The 22779-nt window shown below is 68.8% G+C and carries 23 protein-coding genes, 1 tRNA gene and 1 pseudogene; 14 read left to right on the plus strand and 11 right to left on the minus strand.

Annotated elements, in window-relative coordinates; all coding sequences use genetic code 11:
• Nucleotides 1-15: 15 nt before the first annotated feature.
• Nucleotides 16-801 carry a dienelactone hydrolase family protein gene (locus ACWC24_RS19130; RefSeq protein WP_450664006.1) on the minus strand — a complete coding sequence of 262 codons (786 nt, stop codon included), beginning with the start codon at nucleotides 799-801 and terminating at the stop codon, nucleotides 16-18.
• Nucleotides 802-930: 129 nt separating this feature from the next.
• Between ACWC24_RS19130 and ACWC24_RS19135 the strand changes: the two genes are divergently transcribed.
• Nucleotides 931-1941: a GlxA family transcriptional regulator gene (locus ACWC24_RS19135; protein ID WP_450664007.1), complete on the plus strand. Its 1011-nt coding sequence runs from the start codon at nucleotides 931-933 to the stop codon at nucleotides 1939-1941.
• 279 nt (nucleotides 1942-2220) lie between these two features.
• Here the strand turns inward: ACWC24_RS19135 and ACWC24_RS19140 are convergent, their stop codons facing one another.
• The gene (locus ACWC24_RS19140) at nucleotides 2221-2496 is read right to left on the minus strand and encodes a hypothetical protein (RefSeq protein WP_450664008.1); all 276 of its coding nucleotides are present in this window, start codon (nucleotides 2494-2496) and stop codon (nucleotides 2221-2223) included.
• 170 nt (nucleotides 2497-2666) lie between these two features.
• Here ACWC24_RS19140 and ACWC24_RS19145 point away from each other — a divergent pair, with 170 nt between their 5' ends.
• Nucleotides 2667-3491 (plus strand): hypothetical protein, encoded by an 825-nt coding sequence (locus ACWC24_RS19145; protein ID WP_450664009.1) that lies wholly within the window; start codon nucleotides 2667-2669, stop codon nucleotides 3489-3491.
• Nucleotides 3492-3818: 327 nt separating this feature from the next.
• Here the strand turns inward: ACWC24_RS19145 and ACWC24_RS19150 are convergent, their stop codons facing one another.
• Complete coding sequence (locus ACWC24_RS19150; protein WP_450664010.1) at nucleotides 3819-4292, minus strand: hypothetical protein; 474 nt, start codon at nucleotides 4290-4292, stop codon at nucleotides 3819-3821.
• A gap of 236 nt (nucleotides 4293-4528) precedes the next feature.
• On the opposite strand from ACWC24_RS19150, the gene ACWC24_RS19155 reads away from it, so the two are divergent.
• The gene (locus ACWC24_RS19155; RefSeq protein ID WP_450664011.1) at nucleotides 4529-5125 is read left to right on the plus strand and encodes a hypothetical protein; all 597 of its coding nucleotides are present in this window, start codon (nucleotides 4529-4531) and stop codon (nucleotides 5123-5125) included.
• A gap of 367 nt (nucleotides 5126-5492) precedes the next feature.
• Here ACWC24_RS19155 and ACWC24_RS19160 read toward each other — a convergent pair whose 3' ends face one another.
• From ACWC24_RS19160 to ACWC24_RS19170, 3 genes are all read right to left on the minus strand, one after another.
• Nucleotides 5493-6773, minus strand: a complete 1281-nt coding sequence (locus ACWC24_RS19160) for an ATP-binding protein (RefSeq protein WP_450664112.1) — start codon at nucleotides 6771-6773, stop codon at nucleotides 5493-5495.
• Between the two features lie 227 nt (nucleotides 6774-7000).
• A complete protein-coding gene (locus ACWC24_RS19165) occupies nucleotides 7001-7195 on the minus strand; it encodes a hypothetical protein (protein ID WP_450664012.1) in 195 nt (64 codons plus the stop codon).
• Nucleotides 7196-7214: 19 nt separating this feature from the next.
• Complete coding sequence (locus tag ACWC24_RS19170; RefSeq protein WP_450664013.1) at nucleotides 7215-7679, minus strand: Lrp/AsnC family transcriptional regulator; 465 nt, start codon at nucleotides 7677-7679, stop codon at nucleotides 7215-7217.
• 110 nt (nucleotides 7680-7789) lie between these two features.
• On the opposite strand from ACWC24_RS19170, the gene ACWC24_RS19175 reads away from it, so the two are divergent.
• Nucleotides 7790-8785, plus strand: coding sequence for a DMT family transporter (locus tag ACWC24_RS19175; RefSeq protein ID WP_450664014.1), 996 nt, complete (start codon nucleotides 7790-7792; stop codon nucleotides 8783-8785).
• 286 nt (nucleotides 8786-9071) lie between these two features.
• On the opposite strand, the gene ACWC24_RS19180 is transcribed toward ACWC24_RS19175, so the two are convergent.
• Entirely contained in the window at nucleotides 9072-10211 is a 1140-nt protein-coding gene (locus ACWC24_RS19180; RefSeq protein ID WP_450664015.1) for a PucR family transcriptional regulator, read from the minus strand.
• 86 nt (nucleotides 10212-10297) lie between these two features.
• On the opposite strand from ACWC24_RS19180, the gene ACWC24_RS19185 reads away from it, so the two are divergent.
• The 4 genes from ACWC24_RS19185 (at nucleotide 10298) to ACWC24_RS19200 (ending at nucleotide 14461) form a co-directional block, all read left to right on the plus strand.
• Nucleotides 10298-11353, plus strand: a complete 1056-nt coding sequence (locus tag ACWC24_RS19185; protein ID WP_450664016.1) for a ferredoxin reductase — start codon at nucleotides 10298-10300, stop codon at nucleotides 11351-11353.
• Nucleotides 11354-11360: 7 nt separating this feature from the next.
• Nucleotides 11361-12494, plus strand: a complete 1134-nt coding sequence (locus ACWC24_RS19190; protein ID WP_450664017.1) for a fatty acid desaturase family protein — start codon at nucleotides 11361-11363, stop codon at nucleotides 12492-12494.
• A 663-nt stretch (nucleotides 12495-13157) separates the two neighbouring features.
• Nucleotides 13158-13607 (plus strand): tyrosine-type recombinase/integrase, encoded by a 450-nt coding sequence (locus ACWC24_RS19195; protein ID WP_450664018.1) that lies wholly within the window; start codon nucleotides 13158-13160, stop codon nucleotides 13605-13607.
• The gene (locus ACWC24_RS19200; protein WP_450664019.1) at nucleotides 13604-14461 is read left to right on the plus strand and encodes a hypothetical protein; all 858 of its coding nucleotides are present in this window, start codon (nucleotides 13604-13606) and stop codon (nucleotides 14459-14461) included. Before ACWC24_RS19195 ends, ACWC24_RS19200 begins: the two co-directional genes overlap by 4 nt.
• A gap of 21 nt (nucleotides 14462-14482) precedes the next feature.
• Here ACWC24_RS19200 and ACWC24_RS19205 read toward each other — a convergent pair whose 3' ends face one another.
• Nucleotides 14483-15088 carry a TetR/AcrR family transcriptional regulator gene (locus ACWC24_RS19205; protein WP_450664020.1) on the minus strand — a complete coding sequence of 202 codons (606 nt, stop codon included), beginning with the start codon at nucleotides 15086-15088 and terminating at the stop codon, nucleotides 14483-14485.
• Nucleotides 15089-15234: 146 nt separating this feature from the next.
• On the opposite strand from ACWC24_RS19205, the gene ACWC24_RS19210 reads away from it, so the two are divergent.
• The 4 genes and pseudogenes from ACWC24_RS19210 (at nucleotide 15235) to ACWC24_RS19225 (ending at nucleotide 19721) form a co-directional block, all read left to right on the plus strand.
• Nucleotides 15235-16725 carry an MDR family MFS transporter gene (locus ACWC24_RS19210; protein ID WP_450664021.1) on the plus strand — a complete coding sequence of 497 codons (1491 nt, stop codon included), beginning with the start codon at nucleotides 15235-15237 and terminating at the stop codon, nucleotides 16723-16725.
• 60 nt (nucleotides 16726-16785) lie between these two features.
• Nucleotides 16786-17922, plus strand: coding sequence for an FAD-dependent oxidoreductase (locus ACWC24_RS19215; RefSeq protein WP_450664022.1), 1137 nt, complete (start codon nucleotides 16786-16788; stop codon nucleotides 17920-17922).
• A 26-nt stretch (nucleotides 17923-17948) separates the two neighbouring features.
• A complete protein-coding gene (locus ACWC24_RS19220; RefSeq protein ID WP_450664023.1) occupies nucleotides 17949-18299 on the plus strand; it encodes a resolvase in 351 nt (116 codons plus the stop codon).
• Nucleotides 18300-18598: 299 nt separating this feature from the next.
• Nucleotides 18599-19721: pseudogene (locus ACWC24_RS19225) on the plus strand (IS630 family transposase).
• Between the two features lie 29 nt (nucleotides 19722-19750).
• Here the strand turns inward: ACWC24_RS19225 and ACWC24_RS19230 are convergent.
• Nucleotides 19751-20206, minus strand: coding sequence for an SUKH-4 family immunity protein (locus ACWC24_RS19230; protein WP_450664024.1), 456 nt, complete (start codon nucleotides 20204-20206; stop codon nucleotides 19751-19753).
• Between the two features lie 147 nt (nucleotides 20207-20353).
• Here ACWC24_RS19230 and ACWC24_RS19235 point away from each other — a divergent pair, with 147 nt between their 5' ends.
• Nucleotides 20354-20641: a hypothetical protein gene (locus ACWC24_RS19235; RefSeq protein WP_450664025.1), complete on the plus strand. Its 288-nt coding sequence runs from the start codon at nucleotides 20354-20356 to the stop codon at nucleotides 20639-20641.
• A gap of 104 nt (nucleotides 20642-20745) precedes the next feature.
• The gene (locus ACWC24_RS19240) at nucleotides 20746-21213 is read left to right on the plus strand and encodes a hypothetical protein (protein ID WP_450664026.1); all 468 of its coding nucleotides are present in this window, start codon (nucleotides 20746-20748) and stop codon (nucleotides 21211-21213) included.
• A gap of 40 nt (nucleotides 21214-21253) precedes the next feature.
• On the opposite strand, the gene ACWC24_RS19245 is transcribed toward ACWC24_RS19240, so the two are convergent.
• Complete coding sequence (locus ACWC24_RS19245; protein ID WP_450664027.1) at nucleotides 21254-21994, minus strand: class I SAM-dependent methyltransferase; 741 nt, start codon at nucleotides 21992-21994, stop codon at nucleotides 21254-21256.
• Nucleotides 21995-22519: 525 nt separating this feature from the next.
• Nucleotides 22520-22589: transfer RNA gene (locus tag ACWC24_RS19250), tRNA-Tyr, on the minus strand.
• Nucleotides 22590-22779 lie beyond the last annotated feature (190 nt).

The following is a 22779-nucleotide window of genomic DNA, read 5'->3' on the forward strand; positions in this document are numbered from 1 at the left end:
GAGGGCTCATTCGGCCTACGTCCCGAGCCGCTCGGCCAGGAAGGCGATGATCTCGTCCCGGGCCTGCATGGTGGGGTGACCGTCCTGGCCGACGAGGTGTGCCGTGACGACGCTGTGGGCGCAACCGACGACGTCACGGAAGAAGGGCGGAGGGTTCGTGTTCGCCGTCTCGGCTTTGAGTACGCGGCCGTCGAATGCGTCCCCGAGCAGCGCTCGGTAAGCCGCGAACCGCTGACCAGTGCACCACCTGTCGTTGTCGAAGCGGTAGGCGAGAACCTTCAATCCCTCTCGCGCTACGCGTTCAGCCACGGCAGCGGCGTCTTCGTCGCTGATCTCCAGTCCGCCGGGATCGTCCAGCGGAAGCGACGGATGGTTGACCACTGGTGCGATGACAGCCGGTTCGAGCGCCATGGTCAAGGCGAAGTTGCCGGTGAAACACAGGCCGACGGCGCCGACGCCAGGCCCGCCGCGCTCGGCGTGCGCCAGGCGGGCGAGGCCGCGCAGCCATGTGACGACGGGGCTGGTGCCGCCACCGGCGAAGGCTCGGAACTCGGCGCTGACGCAGGCGCGTCGAACGACGGTCCCGCCCGCCTCGGCGAGCGGATAGGCACCGTCGACGCCGAAAAGAGAGGGCAGGTACACGGAGAAGCCGGCATCGCGCACCCACCGCGCGAACCGCGCGACGTCGGGGCTGATACCCGGCATCTCGGGCATGAGGATGACTGCCGGCCCTGACCCGGCAACGTACACGGTCTTGCCGACGTCATCGACGCTGACGGCTCTCCGTGAGAAGTCGTCCAAGGGGTCGCTCTGTCCTCGCATGATTGTCATGACCGAGATGATGACGAGCGGCCGCCCTTCCGAGAAGCGGCGGCATCGCCACGTATCACGGTAATATCGCCACCCGTTCGAAGGTGCCGGAGGGGCCGCATGAGTCCGCTGCGCGTTGGTGTGCTGGGCTACCCCGGCTGCTTCGCGTCGGAGGTATTCGGCGTCCCTGACCTCCTGGCCATGGCGACTCACGTCGCCGCGGCGCAAGGGTCGGTTCAGCCGGCCTACGAGACGTCGGTCATCTCGCCCCGGCGCCGTGTGATCGCGGCCGGCGGCTCGGTCCTCGATGTCTCGGCGGTTCGCCCGGTGGACGTCCTGATCGTGCCGGGATTCGAGCTTTCGCCCACGCTCGATCTCGACGCGACACTCGCCAACCTAGGACCGGAAACAGCGTCGATACGATCGCAGGCGGCCTCGGGGACCGCTGTCGTATCGATCTGCGTGGGCGCCTTCCTGGTCGCTGAAGCCGGGCTGCTCGACGGGCGCCGAGCGACCACGTCCTGGTTGTTCGCGGATCGGTTCGCCCGCCGGTACGCCGACGTGCGCCTCCACCCGGAGAGCTTGGTCGTGACCGACCGGGGGGTGACGACCACAGCGGCCTTCAGTGCCATGTACGACTTCGCCCTGCAGCTCATCCGCGAGCACGACGGCCCCCGCGTCGCCCGTAGCACCGCGCGTATCGCGCTTGTCGATGACGCCCGTTCCACGCAGGCTCCCTATGTCGACCCGGGGCTCATACCCACTGTGGGCAGGGAGTTCTCGCTCAGCGTCAAGCGATGGCTCGACCAGAACCTCAGTGCTCGCTATGACCTGCTCACCCTCGCCCAGGAGTTCCACGTGAGCACGAGAACCATGCTCCGCCGCTTCGGCGACGAAGCCGGCGAGACGCCACTCGCGTACCTGCACACGGCCCGGGTGCGTCGAGCCAGACACCTACTGGAGACGACCGACAGGACCGTCGCGAGCATCGCCGCCGAGGTCGGGTACGGCGACCCTGGGGCGTTCAGCGACGTCTTCGCCAGACACACTGGCCAGCGACCGAGGGAGTACCGCGCGATATTCCATCGTCGCTCCGACCACCACGGGCCAACCCGACGAACGGAGACTTGAGACCCGCCCACGACGGCAACAGGCCCCCTCAAGGCCGGGCCGAAGCGCAAGCCCTTCATCGCAGACACCGCGCACCGGCTGCTGGACCGGATCGAGCGGCACACCCATGTGGATGTGATCGCGGCATTCGCTGCACCGCTGCCCCCCTCGGGTGGAGCAGACAGAGCCGGTCGCTCAGGCAGCCAGAGCCATACGCCGGGACGAACCTCTTGCAGCCGTCAGCAAATTCGATGCCAGCACGGTTCTCCAACGCCCGCCAGTCATGCTCCACGCCACCGTTCACCGAGGGCTCGCCAAGAAGCCCACAAAACCGGGAGGGTTCCACCGCGAGACCCTTCCGTCCAGGAGCAGCCGACGAACGCCCGATTGCAGACCGTGCCGCTCAAGCGGCATCCGCCGTCTCCGACCGCGTACAAATCGCGAGGCGAAGCCGACAGCTGAAGCGCCCGTCCTTTCCGCCTTCGCCTTCACCTTCACCTTCACCTTCACCTTCGCCTTCACCTTCGCCTTCACCTTCGCCTTCGCCTTCGCCTTCGCCTTCGCCTTCGCCTGCATGAGGGCCGACCCGGCCTCCCCCACCTCCTACGACTGCCAACGCACCCGCGGCACAACCGGACGAGCGGTGGACGGTGCTGAAGCCACTGCTGCCGAGGGGCGGGAAGCCCGACCAGCCGCCGGAGCGGCTACATTCAGCGTCGACATCCACGACTTCTCCGGGGGACGACATGACGGACGACACGCAACAACACGCCGAGGGGCCCCTGTTGAACCTGGGCTGCCTGATGCTGCTGGCGGTGTGCGGCGGGCTGGCAACGACGCTGTACGGCCTGGGAGTGCTGATCTTCGGCGACACCCCGGCCCTGTCCGCCGCCACCGTCATCCTCGCGGGGCTGACCGTCACGGCCCTGGGCGTTGCCGTCATCAAGCGGTTCCCCCAGGCCACGCAGATGAAGGGGTACGCCCCGTCCGCCCGCGTCACCCGCCTTGCGGCTGAGCGCTCCCTGGGCGATCACGTCTTCACCCGCAGGAACACCAGCCCGCTGGAGATCGTGGCCGCCATGGCGGCCATCGGCGCTTTGATCGTGGGAGCGCTGTGGGGCGTGAACTGGGTCCTGAGCAAGACCGGGACCGACATCCCGGGCCTTGAGAAGATAGTGACCACCCTGGTGCTCTACCTGCTCGCGGCGCTCCTCCTGGTGATCATCGCGCTTCCGGTCATGCTGTGGAGAATGCCCAAGGGGTTCGTCCGCACACACCTGTACGCCGGCGGCCTCGTCTACACCTCCTACGGACGCCCTCTCGTCGTGACCTGGGACGGCATCGACCGTCTCGTCCTCTCACGGCAGACCCACGCAAGCAAACTCTTCGCCGGCAAGGTGCTCGCCTACCACGTGATCTCCCACGGCGGACGCCGCCTGCGGATCGACGCCCATCCCCACCTCGACTCCGATCCCATGGGCGAACACATACTCAACGCCCTACGACTGCGCCAACGCCCGGTACTCGAGGGCGGCCCAGCGGCAGGCGACCCCGGCCACCGACGCATCTGACTCGTATCAACGTCTCCTCGATGCCTTCAGCCGATCACTGCGGCGGCTTCGATGCCGACCAGTCGAGCGGGCACATCCGGTAACGGAACCCTCACCTTCGCAACCGCAGTCCGACACCCACAATGCCGGGCCGACGTCACTGCGGCCCTGTACCGCTCCACACGCCCCGCCCGCCTCACCACACAGGACACCCACTCAGCGCTCTCCGTCCGGAACATTCGGGCGGGCGCGCAAGTGTCCTTGCACAAGTCCCGGGTCCTCACCCGGTGCCGACCCGGTGCCGACCCGGTGGTCAACGAACAGCTGCCTGGGCGCAGTCCGCCTGCTCTAACGAACCGGCCCGCGCTCATCGACGATCACGGTCGGCTCCGACAGGAAGACGTCCCGGTCGACGGGGCCATAAGCGATGTTGAACGTGTCGAGCCAGTACGACCAACCGCGGATTCCCAGGGCGCTGCTGAACCGGTAGTTCAACTGCCAGCGGACCCACTGCCCGGGAAGCAGCCGAACTGCCGGCGGCCTGCGCGGCCGAGGCGGCAACCCGAAGAGCGGCTCCACACGAGCGAGCACACGGAGCCGATCACCTTCGTCCCGCAGACTGACACCGATCTCGCGAAGGCTTTTCCGGCTCGAACCCGGCTCGAAGTCGTCACGCTCGGACATCTGGACGAAGTGAGCAGACCCAGAAGGCACCTCAGGCAACGAGAAGCCGACCGGCGCCGCGTTCCTGCGGGCAGCGGTCTCCCCACCCCGAGACTGCTTCGTCCAGGACGTCTTGATCCACTGCACCGTGATGTCCACCGCACCTGCCCTTTCACCGAGAGCCTACGGTCAACATTTGTTTGACGTCACGCAGGTTCCGACGCAACTGCCTGCTGCCGGCTCTCGGCAACATTCCACAGGGGTGGAGACCCAGACCTCGCTCCGGAACCGTCTGCGCGCGCTCTTTGATCTCACCTGCGCAGCCGACCCGACCTCGTGTCAGACCTTGCTGTTACGTTGACGCGAAATCTTGCTTCAGCCTCTGGAGAGGGCGTATGTACGACGAACGGCTCGCCGAGTTCTCCCGCGAGCGGCTGGACGGCCGTCCGGTACCCGGCGATCTGCGCGTGCTGCTGGAGGCGCAGTGGGACGGCCGCACCGACTTCACCCGCCTTCTCGACCTCGAGTTCTTCGAGGCGGGAGAGGTCCACCCGCTCCTGGACACCAGCTATCAGAGCGAAAAGGAACTCGCGGACCCGGAGATGCAGGCCGTCAACGCCGGAGCCGCCGAGATGGCCAAGTACGTCAAGCTCGTGGCGAAGAGAGGAAACGGATGGATCGGCTACTGGATCCACCCCGACGAACCCGCGGACCGTGCCTGGTATCTCGTAGAGCTGGATACCGAGTTCACCTTCCGGCGCCTGGCCGGCCTCACCCTGACCGAGAGCTCCGCCGCCGAGCAGGCAAGCTACCAGGACGAGCCCGACGAGCGAATCGCGTTCACACAACTGGCCGCCGAACTCGCCGGGCTTGGCCTGCCGCTCAGCACCCAGGAATACAACGCCCTCGACGACGCCGAGTGCACGGTGGACCCGGAAGCACTCATGGCGGAGCTGATCGAAGCCGAACGCGAAAAGCGCGGGCTTCGCTGAACGACAAGACGCCACCACCTCAGCTGTCAACAGGAGGTGGTCGCCGCATGGGCCGCCGCCGGTCATGCGGCATCTCGTTCGTCGGTCGAGCGGGTGACGCGAAGACGCGGTCTGCTACAGCCCCTCACCCATCAGGCCTGTTCACAGCCATCATCACGTGGCTCGATGAAGGCTGCGCAACCAGATGACCGCGCCGCGCAACCCGAACGGCGCGGTCGTCGGGATGGTGTGGGGCGGCGCGGTGGCGCTGACGTCTCGGCGGATGCCGAGGCCACAGCGGCTGTCCGCGCGGCGGAGCCGGCCCTGCGACGGCCGATGGCGACGCCGTCGGTGCAAAGAGGAGGCGGCGAGGGAGGTTGAGTGGGCGTCAGGTCCGGGTGTGGTGCTCGATGTCCTCGTGGAAGTCGTCCAGGGCCTGCTCGGTGAGGGTGGGACGGGTGTCGGCGATCGCTGCGAGGAAGTCGTCGGTGGCGGCCGGGGTCCCGGTTCGGTGGCTGATCTCGTGTTCGAAGGCCTGTTGGGCGCCCTTGCGCGCGGCGTATTCGATGTCGGCGGGAGTGAACATCTCGCTGGCGGTGACCAACCGGTCGATCTCGATCACCGGGGCGGTGGGGCCGAGGTAGCGGCGCCAGATCGCCTCGCGGGCGGCGGCATCGGGCGGGCCGACCGGGATGATGTAGTCGAACCTGCCGGGGCGCAGGAATGCCGGGTCCAGGGTGCGCAGGGAGTTGGTGGCGCAGACGAGCAGTCGGTCGTCGTGGTCGCGGAACGCGGGGATGAGTTTGAGGAGCTCGTTGGTGACGCCGTGACCGGGGTCGACGGCGTGGCCGGAGCGGGCGGCCGCGATCTCCTCGACCTCGTCGATGAACAACAGGACGTTGTCCAGCTCGGCCAGGTCCGCGAACGCGTCGCGCAGCGAGGCGGCCAGTGCTCCGTCGGAGTCGGCGGCCAGACGTGAGGGGAAGAGTTCCACGAACGGCCAGCCGAGGCGGGAGGCGATCGCCTTGGCGAAGGTGGTCTTGCCGGTGCCGGGCGGCCCGAACAAGATGACGGCTTTCGGGGGACGGACCCCGTAACGCTCGGCGACCTCCGGCTCGGCGAGCGGCAGAACGATGCGCTTGTCGATGGTGTCCTTGGCCTCGAACATGCCCGCCAGCTGCTCCCACAGGCCGCGTGGCAGGACCCGGCCGCCGAGCTGGGCCAGCAGTCCCGCATCCTGCGCCCCGGCGTGCTCCAGCTTCTCGTAGTAGACCAGACCGTCCAGGCGGCGGTAGCCGGAGTTCTCCAATGCTGTGGTCCCGGTCGCACCGGGGGTGAGGATCGCGCTGATCCGGCGCACTCCGCGCTCGCGCAGCCGCTGCTCGACCTGGGCGATCAGCGCACTGCCCAGTCCGCGGTTTCGCCACGCACCGGACAGGGCCGTGATCAAGATCCAGCCGCGCTCGCCCTCGGCGCGGGCCACGGCCATCCCGATCAGTTCTTTCTCCACGACCGCGACCACGGCGGGCTGGTCCGCACGGGCGGCTGCCACGACCTCGGAGACCGGGAACACGGCAAGGGACGGGTCGGCCTGCCGGCCCTGGTCCCACAGCCGGATCGCCTGGTCCAGGTCGTCATCATGGAAATCCCGCAAGCGCCACACCGGCATGACCGCCTCCTCGTCCTGCAACCATGGTGTGCCTGCCACCGGCCGGAACGCCTCATCCCGGACTCTACGAGCGGCACCAACCACTCATTCGACGGCGCGCTGCGGAGCGATGCCCGATCCAGGACAAAATGCCCCACGACTCGGAAGTGAGGCTCTCCTCGATGGGCGGCAGCGGCCTGCTCGCTCCTGCCGGGAGAGGGTGCGCAGCCGCAGTGCGCGGCCTGCCGTCAGCGGCCCGCGGACGCGGACGCGGCAGGCCGAGGGGTGCCGGTCGTCGTCTCCATCGCGCGGGTGGGCGGTGACCGGTGCGGGATCTGGAGCACGTCCACGTTCCACGCCTTGGCGATCTCGGCCACGCGCATTCTGTCCTGTGAGCGTGCGCTGGATGCGCCGGCCCCCGAGCCGGTGGTCACCGTGGGCACGGCGGCGAGGGTGCGCGGCTCAGGGGATGGGGAGTGGCGATGGCGGTTTGGTGACGGCGAAGGCGAATGTCGTCTTGATCGAGGACAGTGACGGGAGGGTCCGCAGCTCTCGCCGTACGAGGTCTTCGTACGCGGCGAAGGAGTCGACGACGATCTTGACGAGGTAGTCGTCGTCACCGGCCAGCAGGTATGCCTCGACCACCTCGGGGATCGAGCGGAGCTTGTCCTCGACGGCGTCGACGACCTGCGAGGTATGGGCGAGGAGCGTCATCCGCACGAAGGCGGTGATCGACAGCCCGAGCGCGTCCTGGGAGAGCATCGCCGCGTAGCCACTGATCACGCCGCTCTCCTGCAAGAGCCGCACACGCCGCAGGCACGGTGACGGCGAGAGACCCACGCGATCCGCCAGCTCCTGATTGGTGAGCCTGCCGTCTCGCTGAAGTTCGAGCAGGATGTGCCGGTCGATGTCATCCAAGGTCACCATGTAGCAGATTCTGCCACTGAAAGCCTCCTGGACGGCATGATTCGCAATCGCCTGCTACGTCAGTCTTTCTAAGATTGCTCGCTGTCGAGCCGGGATGGAAGGAGTTGGCCATGGCCAATCAGATGCGCGCAAGGCTGACGGGAGTGGCCGCTCTCGCGGCCGCGGTTGTTCTGTGGTCCTCCTTCGCCCTGACGGTCAGGGCGGTCAGCTCGTCCAGCCTCACCCCGATCGACGTGGCGTTTCTCCGCTTCGCGACACCCGCCGTCATCCTGGCGCCGTGGCTGCCGCGTACCGTCCGCGCGCTGCGTGGCGAACGGATCGGTGTCCTGCTCATGCTCGGCATCGGCGGACTGCCGCATTTCCTCCTCTCCGAACTCGGCGGACACCTGACCTCCGCCGCGCTCATCGGTCTCCTCATCCCCGGCACGGTCCCGCTGTTCGTCACCGCGATCCTGTATCTCCGATGGCGGGAACGGATCTCCTCCAGGCGCCTGATCGCCCTGGCCGCGATCACCACGGGTATCGCAGCGACTGCGATGCAGACGACGTCCACCGCGACCACCGCGGGCATCGGCATTCTCCTCACCGCCGGGTGCGCCTGGGCCGTCTACACGATCGGCCTGCGCCGGACGGGACTCGGTCCTACCGGCGTCGTGCTCGCCGTGTGCACACCCGCCGCGATCACAGCCGCCCTGCTTGCCGCCTCCGCCGCCATGCCCTCGCATCTCATGACCGGCACCGCCGGCATCTCCGACGTTGTGCTCTTCACCAGCCTCCAGGGCATCGGAACAGGACTGCTCTCGGCCCTGTGCTACGCCTACGCGGTACGGGCCCTCGGCAGCACCCTTGCTGCAACAGCCGGCGCGATCAGCCCCGTTCTGACAGCTCTCCTCGCCATCCCCCTCTTCGGCGAGCCCATCACCCCCGGCGTCAGCGCCGCCCTCGTACTCATCGTCACCGGCGTGACCGTGTTCAACATCGCGCCACGCCGTCGTGACAACAGACCCAAGCGTCCACTGCCCACGGGGAGGGCACGTGACCGAGCCCTCGGCACGACGGATGGGACACCGCAGACCAGCGCGGCATCAACGAGCCAAGTGGCCTGACAGCCAGGGACATCGGATCACCGACCAGATGCTCGATGAGCGCGTCGACGAACAGGCCGGTGCGCATCGTCCACCGGATCCGGTCGAGCCGGATCCGCCACCGCGCTTCTCAGGGACAGCGCCCCCGACGGGCTTCCCGAGGTCTTGTCCGGTCTCACCATCAACCCCGGTCCCAGCCGGCTCATACCGCTCTTCCCCGGGCCGCATGAGCCGGCTGACGGCACCGAGAACGAGGCACGGTTCCCGGACCGCTCGCGGACGCGGTCGTGGACGGCCGAAGGAGGCCTCAGCCGACCCGAAGACCGACCGCCAGCGTCAGCTGAAGGACCCGGTGCGGCGATGCGAGATCCGGAAACAGCTCCCGCAGCTGCGACATCCGGTACCGGACCGTCTGGGGATGGACGAACAACGCCGCCGCCACCTCGTCCCGCCTGCCCTGGTGCAGCAGCCACTCCCGCAACGTCTCCTCCAGTCGCCGCGCGGTCGCGACAGGCAAGGCCCGCAACGGTGCGAGGGCCCGGGCACGCAGGTCCGCGAACGCGTCCACGTCGGCGCTCAGCACCAGCTCGGGCAGGTGGTCCTCCGTGTCGCGGATATCCGCGGAGAGGGAGCGCGCGCGGACGGCTCGTGCGTACGAGGCGGACGCACGCGTCCACGGCCGGGCCGGACCGACCACGGCGGTGCGGTCGGTCAGCTGCCGCAGGAGATGCGACCGGTCGGCATCGGGGACGAGCAGCACACCGGTGGCGTCCGGCAGATCGTCGAGGACGAGGGTGCTCGGGTCGAACACGCGGTAGGCGGGCCGGGCCTGGGCGGCGGGCAGCAGGACCGCGGTCAGCGAAACCGGAGGCTGCCACCCGGCCCGTTGAGCAGAGACCAGCAGCACGTCCGGGCTCGCGCCGGCGAGGAGGTCGCGGGCCAGGTGCTCCAGGTGACGCTCGTGATCCCTGCCCCGGGCGGCCAGTTCGTCGGCGTGGCCCGCGGCGCTCGCGGCGGAGAGCTCGTCGATGTAGGCGAAGGTCAGCTCGGCGAACTTGGCGACCTCGGCGGCGGGCAGACCGGCGGGTACGGCACCTGCGGCCAGGCACCGCCAGGCCACGCGGGCACCGACGCGGTAGGCACTGAGCAGGGCGTCCATCGAACGGCCGTCGCGGACCTCGCCGCGGCCCAGCTCGTAGGCCGCGTCACCGCCGTCGCCGCCCGTGGCGTTCCCGCTCGCGAGGTCCAGGTAGTGCCCCAGGGCGGTGCGGACGGCTCGGCGGATGGTGGCGCCCATGTGGCCCGTAAGCGCGTTGGCGTAGGGAGGGACCTCGTCGATGATCGCCTGGACGACCTCGTCGGCGGTGGCCTTCAGGCCGGCCCGAAGTACGGTGACCGTCGTCTCATCCAGGGCCAGTTCGCTGGCCCTCCGGATCACATGGTTCACGTTCTATTCCCTGCGAACAATTCTGCCGACCAGATTTACGTCCTGCGGTCAGGACTTTACGCCCTGAGGCGCAGCAAGCTGGAGCCATGACGAGTACAGCCCTCCGCAGCAGGGCGTGGAAGATGCTCGGGATGGTCACGACGCCGCTGCTGCCGTCGGACTACCTCGACCTGGTCAGCCCGCTGCGCGCGGGCGCCGACCTGCGGGGGCGCATCGAGGCCGTGCGCCCCGAGACGGCCGACGCCGCGACCATCGTGATCAGACCGGGACGGGGCTGGCGCGGCCACACAGCCGGTCAGTACGTGCGGGTCGGGGTCGACGTCGACGGGGTGCGCCTGTGGCGTGCCTACTCCATCACCTCGCCCACGAACCGCCGGGACGGCCGCATCACGATCACCGTGAAGGCGATCCCCGACGGCAAGGTCAGCAACCACCTGGTCCGCAGGGCGACACCGGGCACGCTGATCCAGCTCGACCAGGCGACCGGTGACTTCGTGCTGCCGCAGGCCAAGCCGGCCAAGGTGCTCTACCTGACGGCCGGCAGCGGCATCACGCCGGTGATGGGCATGCTGCGCGACACCGAGTTCGACGACGTCGTCATGGTCCACTGCGCGCCGCGGCCGCACGACGTGATCTTCCGAGGCGATCTGCACGACCTGGTCGCGGACAAGAAGCTGCGGCTCACCGAGGTGCACACCGAGACGGACGGCATGCTCGACATCGCCCGTCTCGACGAACTCGTGCCCGACTGGGCCGAGCGCGAGACCTGGGCCTGTGGGCCCGCGGGCCTGCTGGACGCCGCCGAAGCGCACTGGACCGAGCACGGCGTACAGGAGCGCCTGCACACCGAACGCTTCCGCCCCGGCATCGTCGTGGCCGGCGACGGTGGCGAGGTCACGTTCAGCACCACGGGCAAGACCGTCGACGCGGACGGCGCCACGCCGTTGCTGGACGTCGGTGAAGAGGCCGGCGTGCTCATGCCCTCCGGGTGCCGCATGGGCATCTGCTTCGGCTGCGTCACGCCGCTCAAGGCGGGCGCCGTACGCGACCTGCGCACCGGCGAGATCACCGAGGCCGAACCGGGCGTCCTCATCCAGACCTGCGTGTCCGCGGCCGCGGGCCCCTGCGACATCGAACGGTAGGAACACCTTGACCGCCATCGACCCCACCGCCCACCTGACCGCGGAGCAGATCGAGGAGCTCGGCCGCGAGCTGGACGCGATCCGCGACGAGGTGATCGCCAGCCGCGGCGAGAAGGACGCCGCCTACATCCGCAAGGTCATCTCGGCGCAGCGCACGCTCGAGATGGTCAGCAGGGGCGTACTGCTGTTCTCGTTCTTCCCGCCCGCCTGGGTGCTCGGCACCGCCGGACTGTCCGTGGCGAAGATCATGGACAACATGGAGATCGGCCACAACATCCTGCACGGCCAGTGGGACTGGATGCGGGACCCGAAGATCCACTCCACGACCTGGGAGTGGGACCACGTCTCGCCGTCCGACCAGTGGAAGCACTCGCACAACGAGCTGCACCACACGTACACCAACGTGATCGGCAAGGACAACGACCTCGGCTACGGCATCATGCGCGTCGACGAGGACCAGAAGTGGCACCCGTTCCACCTCGGCCAGCCGCTGTGGAACTTCATCAACGCCTGCTTCTTCGAGTACGGCATCGCGGCGTACGACCTGGAGCTCGGCAAGAACCTGCACAAGCGGCGCCGCAAGAACCCGGAGTTCCGCGCGCGGGCGAAGGACGTGGGCCGCAAGATCCGCAAGCAGGTGCTGAAGGACTACGTGATCCACCCGCTGCTGTCGGGCCCGTCGTTCCTCACCACGCTCGGCGCCACGTTCACCGCGAACCTGGTCCGCAACATCTGGTCCCACTCGGTGATCATGTGCGGCCACTTCCCCGAGGGCGTGCAGGTCTTCGAGCGCCGGTCGATCAGGGGCGAGACCCGCGGCCAGTGGTACCTGCGCCAGATGATGGGCTCGGCGAACATCAGCGGCAGCAAGGCCATGCACTTCATGACCGGCAACCTCTCGCACCAGATCGAGCACCACCTGTTCCCCGACCTGCCGAGCAACCGCTACGCCGAGGTCGCGGTGAAGGTGCGCGCGCTGTTCGAGAAGTACGAGCTGGAGTACGTCACCGGACCGCTGCCCAAGCAGGTGTTCTCCGCGTGGCGCAAGGTCGTCCGGCTCTCGCTGCCGAACAAGAAGCCCAAGGTCCAGAAGCCCAACGTCAAGAAGGCGGACCGCGAGCAGGAACTCGTCGCGGCCTGATTCCCGGTACGGGTTCAGATCCTTTCGGCCGGACCTGGCGGCACCGCCGGGTCCGGTGAGACCCGTTGCGGAGGGTGGGCGACCGCGACATCTTTGCCGACGTGGGCCGGGCGGTGCTGCGCTCACGGCGGGGCACGAACCTGGCGACTTCGTTCCCGGAGACCGAATCCGGGAGCAGCCATTCTCTGGGGGTTGGCAACTGCTCACCGGATAGTGCACACGCGGTCGAATTAGCTCGATCGTGTGATGGTCGGCTCGCGGTCTTGTGGTCTCCTGGGGCGGCCGGGGCAGCGTGATGGCACGATCTGGGACGTCAGGTACGGCGTCGGCGTACGGGGCCCCCGCTCCACCGGAGAGATGGTTCGGGGCCTCCCCGTCGCCTCTGGCCGCACCCGTCCGGCCAGGTCGTGCAGAGAACCGGCACCGGATGCGCGCCCGTCATCGGCTCCAGGAGCCGGAGAGTGAAATGGACCGGGCCAGCGACGAGGAGGTCGTCGCGATGTTCCGGGCCTGCCGCTCGGCACGGGACCGGTTGGCGCTGCTGTTGCTCACCCGGGTGGGACTGCGGCCTGGGCAGGCCGCGGGCTTGCATCGCAGTGACTTGCACCTGATGGCGGATCGCGGTCGCTGGGGTGCGACATCGAGGGCGCTCACGTCCATGTGGTGCGGCGGCAGAACGAGAACAACGCCTGGTCGAAGTCGAAGAAGTCGTGGGCGATGCCGGTGGACTTCCTGGTGGTGCGCGCCTTCGACCTCTACGCGGTGGAATGCCATGCCCTGCTGGAGGCCGGTGGCAACGACTTCCTGCTGGTCGACCTATTCCGCCCGCCGTCGGGGGCGCCGGTGAGCGTGGAGGCGATCGGGGAGCTGTGCGAGTCGCTGTCCGCGCGGGCCGGTCTCGGGCGCCGGGTGACGCCGCGGATGTGCCGGCATGCGACGGCCAGCAACGTCGTGGACTCGGGCGGCACGTTGGATGAGGTGCAGGCCCTGCTGGGGCAGAAGCACCCGGAGTCGTCGCGGCCCTACCTGCACCCGGGACGGGAGCGTCTGCGCGACGCGGTCGAGCGTGTCCCCTCGCCCCGGCTGGGCTTCGGCGAGGAGGGTGCGCGATGAGCCTCCTGGCGGGGCCGGCTCAGGTCGAGGAAGGCGGCAGCCTGCGGTTGCGGCTGGTGCGGGAGGCCATCGAGCCGTCGTTCCTGGAGCTGATGCAGTGTGATCCGACCGTGGGCCGGCCGATCTTCCCGAAGGATCATGTCCAGCTCGGCGGGGTGGCCTGTCGGGTGGAGGGCTGCCGCAAGACGTCGTTCGAGTTCGCCATGGCCCACGGTCTGTGCGACCCCTGCGACTGCCACTGGCAAGCCTCCGGAGTGCCCGTCGAGGAGTTCCTGGCCACGGCGAGACGGACCTGGCGCTACGTCGGCAAGGACGCCTGCTGCGTTCGGGATTGCCCGCGGCCCTGCAAGAGCGCCAAGGAGCCGTTCTGCTACGCGCATCTGCATCAGCAGCGGGTCAGCGGGCTGTCCATCGAGGACTTCGTACGGCGGCCGGGCGTGGTCGCGCTGCCGTCGTTCGGGATCTGCCAGGTGCTGGCCTGCGACCGGGAGAAGGACTACGAACGCACCCCGTACTGCATGGCCCACCGCAACCCGGCTCAGTGTCGAGACGCGCGCCGGACGCGTGGCAGACGAGGAGACCTGGCGCAGGACCACGAGCCCGGTCACGATCACCGGCGAGATCAACCTGCGGGGTCTGCCGGAGCTGCTGGTCACAAAGATCATCTTCGGTCTGTAGGAGCGGACCCGGTCCGGGGCCAGGACCAAGGACCACTCGCTGCGGCCGCTGTGCGACCCGGACACGCCGGAGCTGGACGAGGACGACAACGGGGAGGAGTGAGTCCCAGCCGGGGCTGGGACCGTCTGGGGCTGTGCCGTGACAACGACTCGGTACCGGGCAGGGCGGTGTGGTGACTGCTCGCGCTGCTGCGCCGGTCAGGCCAGGGCGGTGTTCTGCCAGCCGCGTTCGAGGAGGTCGAACGCGGCGTTGAGGGCTGCGGCGCTGTCGGGGTGGTCGCGGGCGATGCGGGGTGCTTCGAGGGCGAAGCGGGCGAGGGCGGTGCTGCCGGGGTCGTCGGCGGGAAGGCCGCTCTCCTCGGCGATGACCTGGGCCAGGGGCACGGTGTTCTCCAGCCAGGTGTGGTGCTGGTAGTCGAGCAGTACCGGGGTGCTGGTCACGAGGTCGAGGAAGGCGTTGATGTCAGGGTCGTCCCCGTGGGTGAGCAGTCGGTAGTTCAGGGCGTGCTCGCGCAGGGCGGCGGGGACGGACTGCCCTTCCGGGCGGTTGCGTACGGCGTCGAGCTGGTGGGCCTTCATCTCCTCCTGCTGGTCGAAGACGAGTGCTTCCTTGCCCGAGAAGTGCTTGAAGAGCGTGGTGGTGGACACGTCCGCGGCGTCGGCGATCTCGCGGATGCCGACGTCGTCGTAGCCGCGCTCCAGGAACAGGCGCAGGGCTGCGTCGGCGATCGCCTGTCGAGTGGCGGCCTTCTTGCGGTCACGGCGGCCCATCGGTGCGGGCGCTGCTTCTCTGTCGTCGGGCATGCACCCAATCTACACCTTCGGTGGCACGGTCCAAAAAGTTGAACCGTTGCACTTGTGGATCGGGTGTGCTTCTCTGGTGTGGCGGGCTCCTGGTTCTGACCCGCCTCTCCGAGCGCCCCCTTTGCCTCCGGAAGGAGTGATCCGTCATGCCCGCATCCGCCCCAGCAACGGCCGCCGAACCGTCCGCGCCGCCCAAGAACGTGCGCTGGGTGATGCTCGGCGTCATGCTCGCGATGCTGCTGTCGATGCTCGACAACATGGTCGTCAGCACAGCCATGCCGACCGTCGTGGCCGAGCTCGGCGGCCTGGAGCACATCTCCTGGGTCGTCACCGCGTACACCCTCGTCACCGCAGTCACCACACCGATCTGGGGCAAGCTCGGCGACCTCGTCGGCCGCAAGTCCACCTACCTGACCTCGATCGCCGTCTTCATCGCCGGGTCCGCCCTGTGCGGCGCGGCCCAGTCCATGGACCAGCTGATCGCCTTCCGCGTGATCCAGGCCATCGGCGCCGGCGGCATCGGAGCCGGGGCGTTCGCCCTGATCGGCGCACTCGTCCCGCCGCGCGAGCGCGGCAAGTACCAGGGCATGACGGCCGCTGTCATGGCGATCGGCACCGTCGGCGGCCCGCTGTTCGGCGGGTTCGTCACCGGCCACTTCGACTGGCGCTGGGCCTTCTACATCAACCTGCCCATCGGCCTGCTCGCCCTGGTGTGGCTGGGCTGGAAGCTGCACGTGCCCGTCCAGCGCCGCAAGGTTGTCTTCGACCGGCCCGGCATCGCCACGCTCACCGTCTCCGTCTGCGCGCTGGTGCCGGCCGCGAGCTGGGCAGGCACCACCTACGCCTGGGCCTCCTGGCAGATCCTCGGCCTCGGCGCCGCGGCCGTGCTCGGCCTGGTGCTGTTCGTCCTAGCGGAGAAGCGGGCCGCCGAGCCGCTGGTGCCGATGACCGTGTTCACGGGCCACCGCAACTTCCCGCTGGCGATGGCCATCCTCCTCGCCGTCGGCGTGGTCACCTTCGGGGCGGGCCTGTATCTGCCGCTGTTCCAGCAGACGGTGCAGGGGGCCTCGGCGACCAACTCCGGCCTGCTGATGCTGCCCATGATGGTGCCGGTCCTGATCGTCTCGACCATCGCCGGCAAGGTCATGTCCGCCACCGGCCGCTACAAGGTCTTCCCCGTGCTCGGCACGCTCTTCATGACCGTCGGGCTGGGCCTGCCGGCCACCATGGACGCCGGCACCTCACGCCTGGTCACCAGCGCCTACATGGTCCTGGTCGGTATCGGCCTGGGCTTCGCCATGCAGATGGCAGGCACCATTGCCCAGAACAGCGTCTCCCTGCGGGACATGGGCGCCGCCAGCAGCTCCATCAACCTCTTCCGCACCCTGGGCGGCTCGCTCGGCGTCGCCGTCTTCGGCTCGCTGTTCACCCGCGCCCTCCAGGGCACCACCTCGGCTGCGGGCGACGCCTACCGCCAGGCGGTCTCCACCGGCACCGGCCACATCTTCCTGACCGCCGCGATCCTGTGCGCCCTCGCCGTCCTCGCCGCTCTCTTTGTGATCGAGGTGCCGCTGAAGAAGACCGGGCCATCGCCCTCCGCCGACACCGACGCCGGCCGGGCCGCCACCCCCGCCTGACCCCTCACACCCACGCATCGCCGTCCGGCCTGCGCCGGACCGCAGGAACGGAGCATCACCATGACCACCACACCCACCTCCCGCATCGCCATCATCGGTGCCGGCCCCGGCGGACTGACCTGCGCCCGCATCCTCCAGCGCAACGGCATCGACGCCACCGTCTACGACCTCGCCTCCGGTCCCGACGACCGCAACCAGGGCGGCACCCTGGACCTGCACGAGGAAGACGGCCAGGCCGCGCTGAAGGAAGCCGGACTGCTGGAGGAGTTCACCCGCCTCGCCCGTCCCGAGGGCCAGGAAATGCGGCAGTTCAACGCCGACGACGCAAGCCTCCGCTTCCACCACCGCCCCACTGAGGACCAGTTCTCCGCCCCCGAGATCGACCGCGGCCAGCTGCGCGATCTCCTGCTGAACTCCCTCACCCCCGGCACCGTCCACTGGGGCCGCACGCTCGAGAGCGTCGAAGGACCCGACGACGGCCCCCGCCGGCTGCACTTCGCCGACGGCAGCGTCGTCGAGGCCGACCTCGTCATCGGCGCCGACGGCGCCTGGTCCAAGGTCCGCCGCGTGCTCTCTTCCGCCACCCCCGAGCACATCGGCATCAACTACCTCGAAGCCTGGTTCAACGACGTCGAGATCCAGCACCCCTTCATCGCCGACTTCGTCGGCCAGGGCAGCGCCATGGCGGCCGACGGCGAGCGCTGCCTGTTTGCCCAGCGCAACAGCGGCGGCCACATCCGCGTCTACATTATCCAGACTGACCCCGCCGACCGGCTTGCCCAGGCCGGACCGGACGGCCAGGACACCGAGCAGATCCGCGCCCTGCTCCTGAACCGCTACCGCGACTGGGCACCCGACCTGCGGCGCCTCATCACCGACAACGAGGGCCCGTACATCAACCGCCCCCTCTACGCCCTGCCGGTCCCGCACACCTGGCAGACCAATCCCACCGTCACCCTGCTCGGCGACGCCGCCCACCTCATGCCCCCGCTCGGCGTCGGCGTCAACCTCGCCATGCTCGACGCCAGCGAACTCGCCCTCGCCATTACAAGCCACGACACCATCGCCGACGCCATTCGCGTCTACGAGAAGACCATGGTGCCCCGCTCCCACGAGATGCAGGCTGCCCTCGACGGTGCCGCCGCTGGACTGCTGTCGAACGAAACCTTCGACCCCAGCCGGCTCGACGCGGACTGAGCGCAAGCCTGCGGTGAACAACCCCGGTGGCGCGGTCCTGCAACGACCGCGACACCGGGGTCGTCCACCATCTGTCGCGAGGAGAGCGCCCCGCCCTGGAACTACCGGTCACCCTCGACATGCCCGGCAAGGTCGCCGACTACCCCCGCGCCACCGAGCTGGACGAGGCCGAGCGAACCGCGCTCGACCAGGGGGTGACCGTACGGCGCGGCCAGGACTACACCCTGCGCGTCAGCGCCGTCCCCGCCGTGCACCGAGGGCTCCTCGCCCGCTGCCAGCCGCTCGACGGCGGCCAGGGCCTCCCCGCGGTCCCGGCCCAGCGCAAGGCCCGCCGCGAGTACGAGAACAGGGTCCACGCCTTCACGCCCTGCCCATGATCGTTCTCACCGATATCCGCTGTGCCGATGCTCCCCGAGGCCGGAGCAGGCCGATCGCGATCAACACCAGCGGCAGCAGAATGGGGCCCCAGCGGCTAAGAGCCTTGGCGACGACCGGACGGATGGAGCCACGGGGGCTCCACAACAACCTCGTCAACGAGACAGCCGCACAACAGCCTCTTCAGGGGACAGCACCACACCTGTCGCGATGGCTAGTGCTCCGACCGCATAGGTTGGCCGGTTTGGTGATCGCGGCGGTTGGATGGGTGGTGACGTCCGATCCGAATGCTGGAGGTGCGGTGGCCGAGCCTGTCCGTGTGCGCAGACTGACCGACCAGGAGGGGCAGAAACTGCGGCAGATCGTGCGCCGGGGCAGCGCCAACTCGGTGCGCTACCGGCGCGCGATGATGCTGCTGGCCTCGGCCGGTGGGAACCGGGTGCCCGTTACCGCCCAGCTGGTGCAGGCTGACGAGGACACTGTCCGAGACGTTGTCCATCGGTTCAACGAAATCGGCCTGGCCTTGTCTGGACCCTCGATGGGCGGGAGGTCGTCCCCGCCTGCTCGACCATGACGACGAGGACTTCGTCGTGGCGACGGCCACCACCCGCCCCAGCAAGCTCGGCCAGCCCTTCACTCGCTGGTCACTGCGCAAACTCGTCGCCTACCTGCGCAAAGTCCACGGCCGGATCATCCGCATCAGCCGTGAGACGTTACGCGGCCTGCTCGCCCGCCGCGGTGTCACCTTCCAGCGCACCAAGACCTGGAAGGAATCTCCCGACTCTGAGCGCGACACCAAACTGGACCGCATCGAGCACGTCCTGGACCGCTTCCCGGACCGCGTCTTCGCCTTCGACGAGTTCGGCCCGCTGGGAATACGGCCCACCGGCAGCAGTTGCTGGGCGGAGCAGGCCAAGCCCGACCGAGTGCCAGCGACCTACCACCGCACCCACGGCGTTCGATATCTTCACGGCTGCTACTCGATCGGCGACGACCGGCCATGGGGCGTCAACCACCACAGAAAGGGCGCCGCGAACACGCTGGCCGCCCTGAAATCCATCCGCGCCGCACGGCCCGACGGTGCACCGATCTACGTGATCCTGGACAACTTGTCCGCCCACAAGGGCGCCGGCATCCGGCGTTGGGCAAGGAAGAACAAGGTCGAGCTGTGCTTCACTCCGACCTACGCCTCGTGGGCGAACCCGATCGAGGCACACTTCGGACCGTTGCGGCAGTTCACCATCGCCAATTCGAACTACCCCAACCACACCGTGCAGACCCGGGCTCTGCATGCCTATCTGCGCTGGCGCAACGCCAACGCCAGCCACCGCGACGTCTTGGCCGCCGAACGCAAGGAACGCGCCCGCATCCGAAGTGAAAAGGGCATCCGCTGGGGTGGACGCCCCCTCGTCATCGCAGCGTGAACAGCCCGCCCTGGTGTTCTACGTGGGCACTACATGCCGTAGCCCAGTTCCTCGGCCCCGATGTGCCAGAAGGAGTTCTCATCGGCAACCGCCTTGGCGTCAAGCACCCCGAATCGTTCCAGCAACGCTTCAGTGAGCGCGTCGCCGGCCTGCTCGACCAGGGCTACGGTCTCGTCCTCGCTCAGGCCGTCGCCGGGCCACTCGTACGCGTCGGCCTCAGCAGTGGCCTCCTCGTAAGCGCGGTTGAAGGCGACGAACGCCTCCACGCTGGAGTTCACCAGCCGGGGAACATCACCCTCCGGCAGAAACCACAGCGAGCCGTTGTCACGCTGCAGGACGAGCGCGCTCAACCCTGGGTCGACCGCGACCAGGGCATACCGCACACCGCCGACCAGGCGTTCCGCAAAAGGGGAGGCCTGCCACACCCCGTGGTACGGGCAGCAAACGCATCCGGCCAAGAGCGAGGCAACTTCAGCATCGTTCACACCGAGAACATAGCCCGCCCCGCCGACACTTCACCAAGCCGGTGAACCTATGCGGTCACAGCACTAGACTCCCGATCAACGGCGCTGAGCTGCACCAACACGAACCACTCACCAAGGCCACAGCCCAGAACCCCAGAGAAGGGGCGGTTGCCGGACGCAACGGCACTGGACGGCGAGCTCATCGTCCGGGACGTCGCGGGCCGCCTCGCGTTCGAGCGACTGCAGCACCGGCTCGCCCGGGGCGCGCAGGAGAGGCCGGCGCACGTCGTGGCGTTCGGTCTGCCGCGGCTGTCGGGCACCGACACCACCGATCGGCCCTGCTGCCGGCGCCGAGCTGCGCCGGAGTCCGTGTTCACGGCACGTCGGCCGTCGGCGCCACGGGCGCTGCGTCCGTCGACCACCGACCCCGATGCCGCACGCGAGTGGCTGATGTGAGCGGCGGTCGGGATGAAGGGCCTGTGCCAACGCTCTCTGAAATTCGACTCTTTGTGTGGTTGTCAGTGAGCGAGCGCCTTGGTTGTACCGCAGGGCTGTCAGTGGTGGGTGCCAGAATCGTCTGCATGCCGGAGTGCGATTACTTCTCTGCCGCTGATGATCAGGCTGCTGTCGCCGTCCTGGAGACGCCGGGAGGGCCGGGTCAGGCGGACCTCGACGTGGTCTTCCTCAAGAACATCGACCCGGTCGTCGCGATGGCCGAGCTCGAAGCCATCATGACGAGCTGCAGTTATGAGGAAGCGAGCGGACGTCCGCGGTCCGGGCAGCTGTTGTCCGACCCGGAGGGCGACGGGGCGTTCGTGGTCAGCCTGACGGACACCTTGACGGCTGCCCTCGCATCGGCCGCGCAGGACGACCTCGTCCGCTTTGCCGAGCCGTGGTCGAAGACAGACGAGCTCCGGCGATGGGAGATCAGCGTCGAGGCCACGGCCGGCATCCTGGAAGCCCTGACCGGTCTGGCCCAGCGTGCTCAGGCTTCCGGCCGGCGGCTGTACTGCTGGTGGTCGCTGTGACTCACCGGCGTCCGGCGCCGTTGTCCATATTCAGCGGAACCTACGGTTTGTGGGTTACCCAGAGCAGTTCCGCCGGCCAGCGGTGCGCCCAGTCGGGCGGGTCGGTTTCGTTGTAGCCGTTGGGTGTTCCGAGTCCGGGCCGCGGCTCGATGAGGTCGTCGATGATGAGACCCGCGCCGCGAAGGACCTTGACCCAGCCGCCGTAGGTGAGCTGATAGCTGGTCGCGCCGTCGTCTTCGGCGATGGTGTTCAGCCCGAAGTAGTCCTGCTGCAGCGTCGTGGTCACGCGGCCGGCGGCTTCGTCGTAGCAAGCTTCGAACCACGGGCTGGCAACGTTGAACACCAGGCGCCCGCCCCGGCCCAGGACGCGTGCGGCCTGCGGGACGGCCAGGTGCGGGGGCGCCCAGCTGAGCCCACCGAAGTCGCAGAACACCAGGTCGAAGCTGCCGTCGGCGAAGGGTAGTTGTTCGGCCGCGCCTTGCACCAGCGGGTAGCGGGCCGCTCCCATCGCCCGGGCCGCTGCGGTGAGTTGGGCCTCGGACAGGTCGAGCCCGACCACGGTGGCGCCCTCCGCGGCGAGCGCCCTGGACCACTGGCCTGCGCCGCAGCCGAGTTCGAGGACGCGCTTGCCGGTGACGTCACCCAGGGCGTGCAGGTGCGCGTCGGGGACGGAGTACATGCCCCACAGCCGGGGTGCGGCGCCGATCTGGGGGTCGTGCTCGTGCTGATAGGTGCTGCTGATCCGGTTCCAGAGCCGCCGGTTGGCGGGGATGCTGTCCACGTGCCGACTCCAGCACCGTCTGCCGGGGGCGGTCAACACAATTCGGGCGGGAGGCCGGCCCTCGCACCGGTCCGGCCCTGGCCTGGCCCACAATCCGCCCAACGATCCCCAGGCGGGAAAGGCATCCGTGGACCGGCCGGTCATTCACCGTCGGCTGGGACAGCAGAACGACTCGTCGTGGCACTGGTGGAACGGGACTGGTGGCGGAGGTCGGGCAACGCTGAGCCACGCCCGCAGTCTGCTGTCGCGCACGGTGCAGGGTGCAGGGTGCAGGGTGCAGGGTGCAGGGTGCAGGGAAGGCTCATCCGGCAAGGACGACGGGCACATGAGGACGCCGGTGATGCCGGTCGACGAGACCGAGCGGACAGACCGTCTCGGCCGGGTCGCGCAGTTCCGCGAGGCCCGGATTGCCGGAGCAGAGCCGCCCGCCCTCCCTCGGGCGGCCGGCTCACGCCGTGTGTGTGCAGAGATCAGGGTCGGCGGCGGAGACGTAGGTGTCCTGGGCCGCTGGACGACACCGGCCGGGGCCGGCGGCGGGATTCGAACCCGCGTCACCCGCTTTACAGGCGGAAGTATCCGCTGCCTGCGCACCTGCACGTCGAGGACGCTAGCGGACCGGGCTGGTGTCAGGCATCCGGGTTTCCCCGGTGCCGAGGGCCCCGGGGTGGAATTCCCGACCGTGGGCGACCGAAGCCGGTGTCGCCAAGGTCGAACGCGCCTCCGTGCCTGGGCGACCTGCCGGCCTGAGCGACGTGCCGACCTCAGCTAGGACGGCAGCGCGCTCA

The sequence above is a fragment of the Streptomyces sp. NPDC001443 genome (assembly GCF_053597355.1).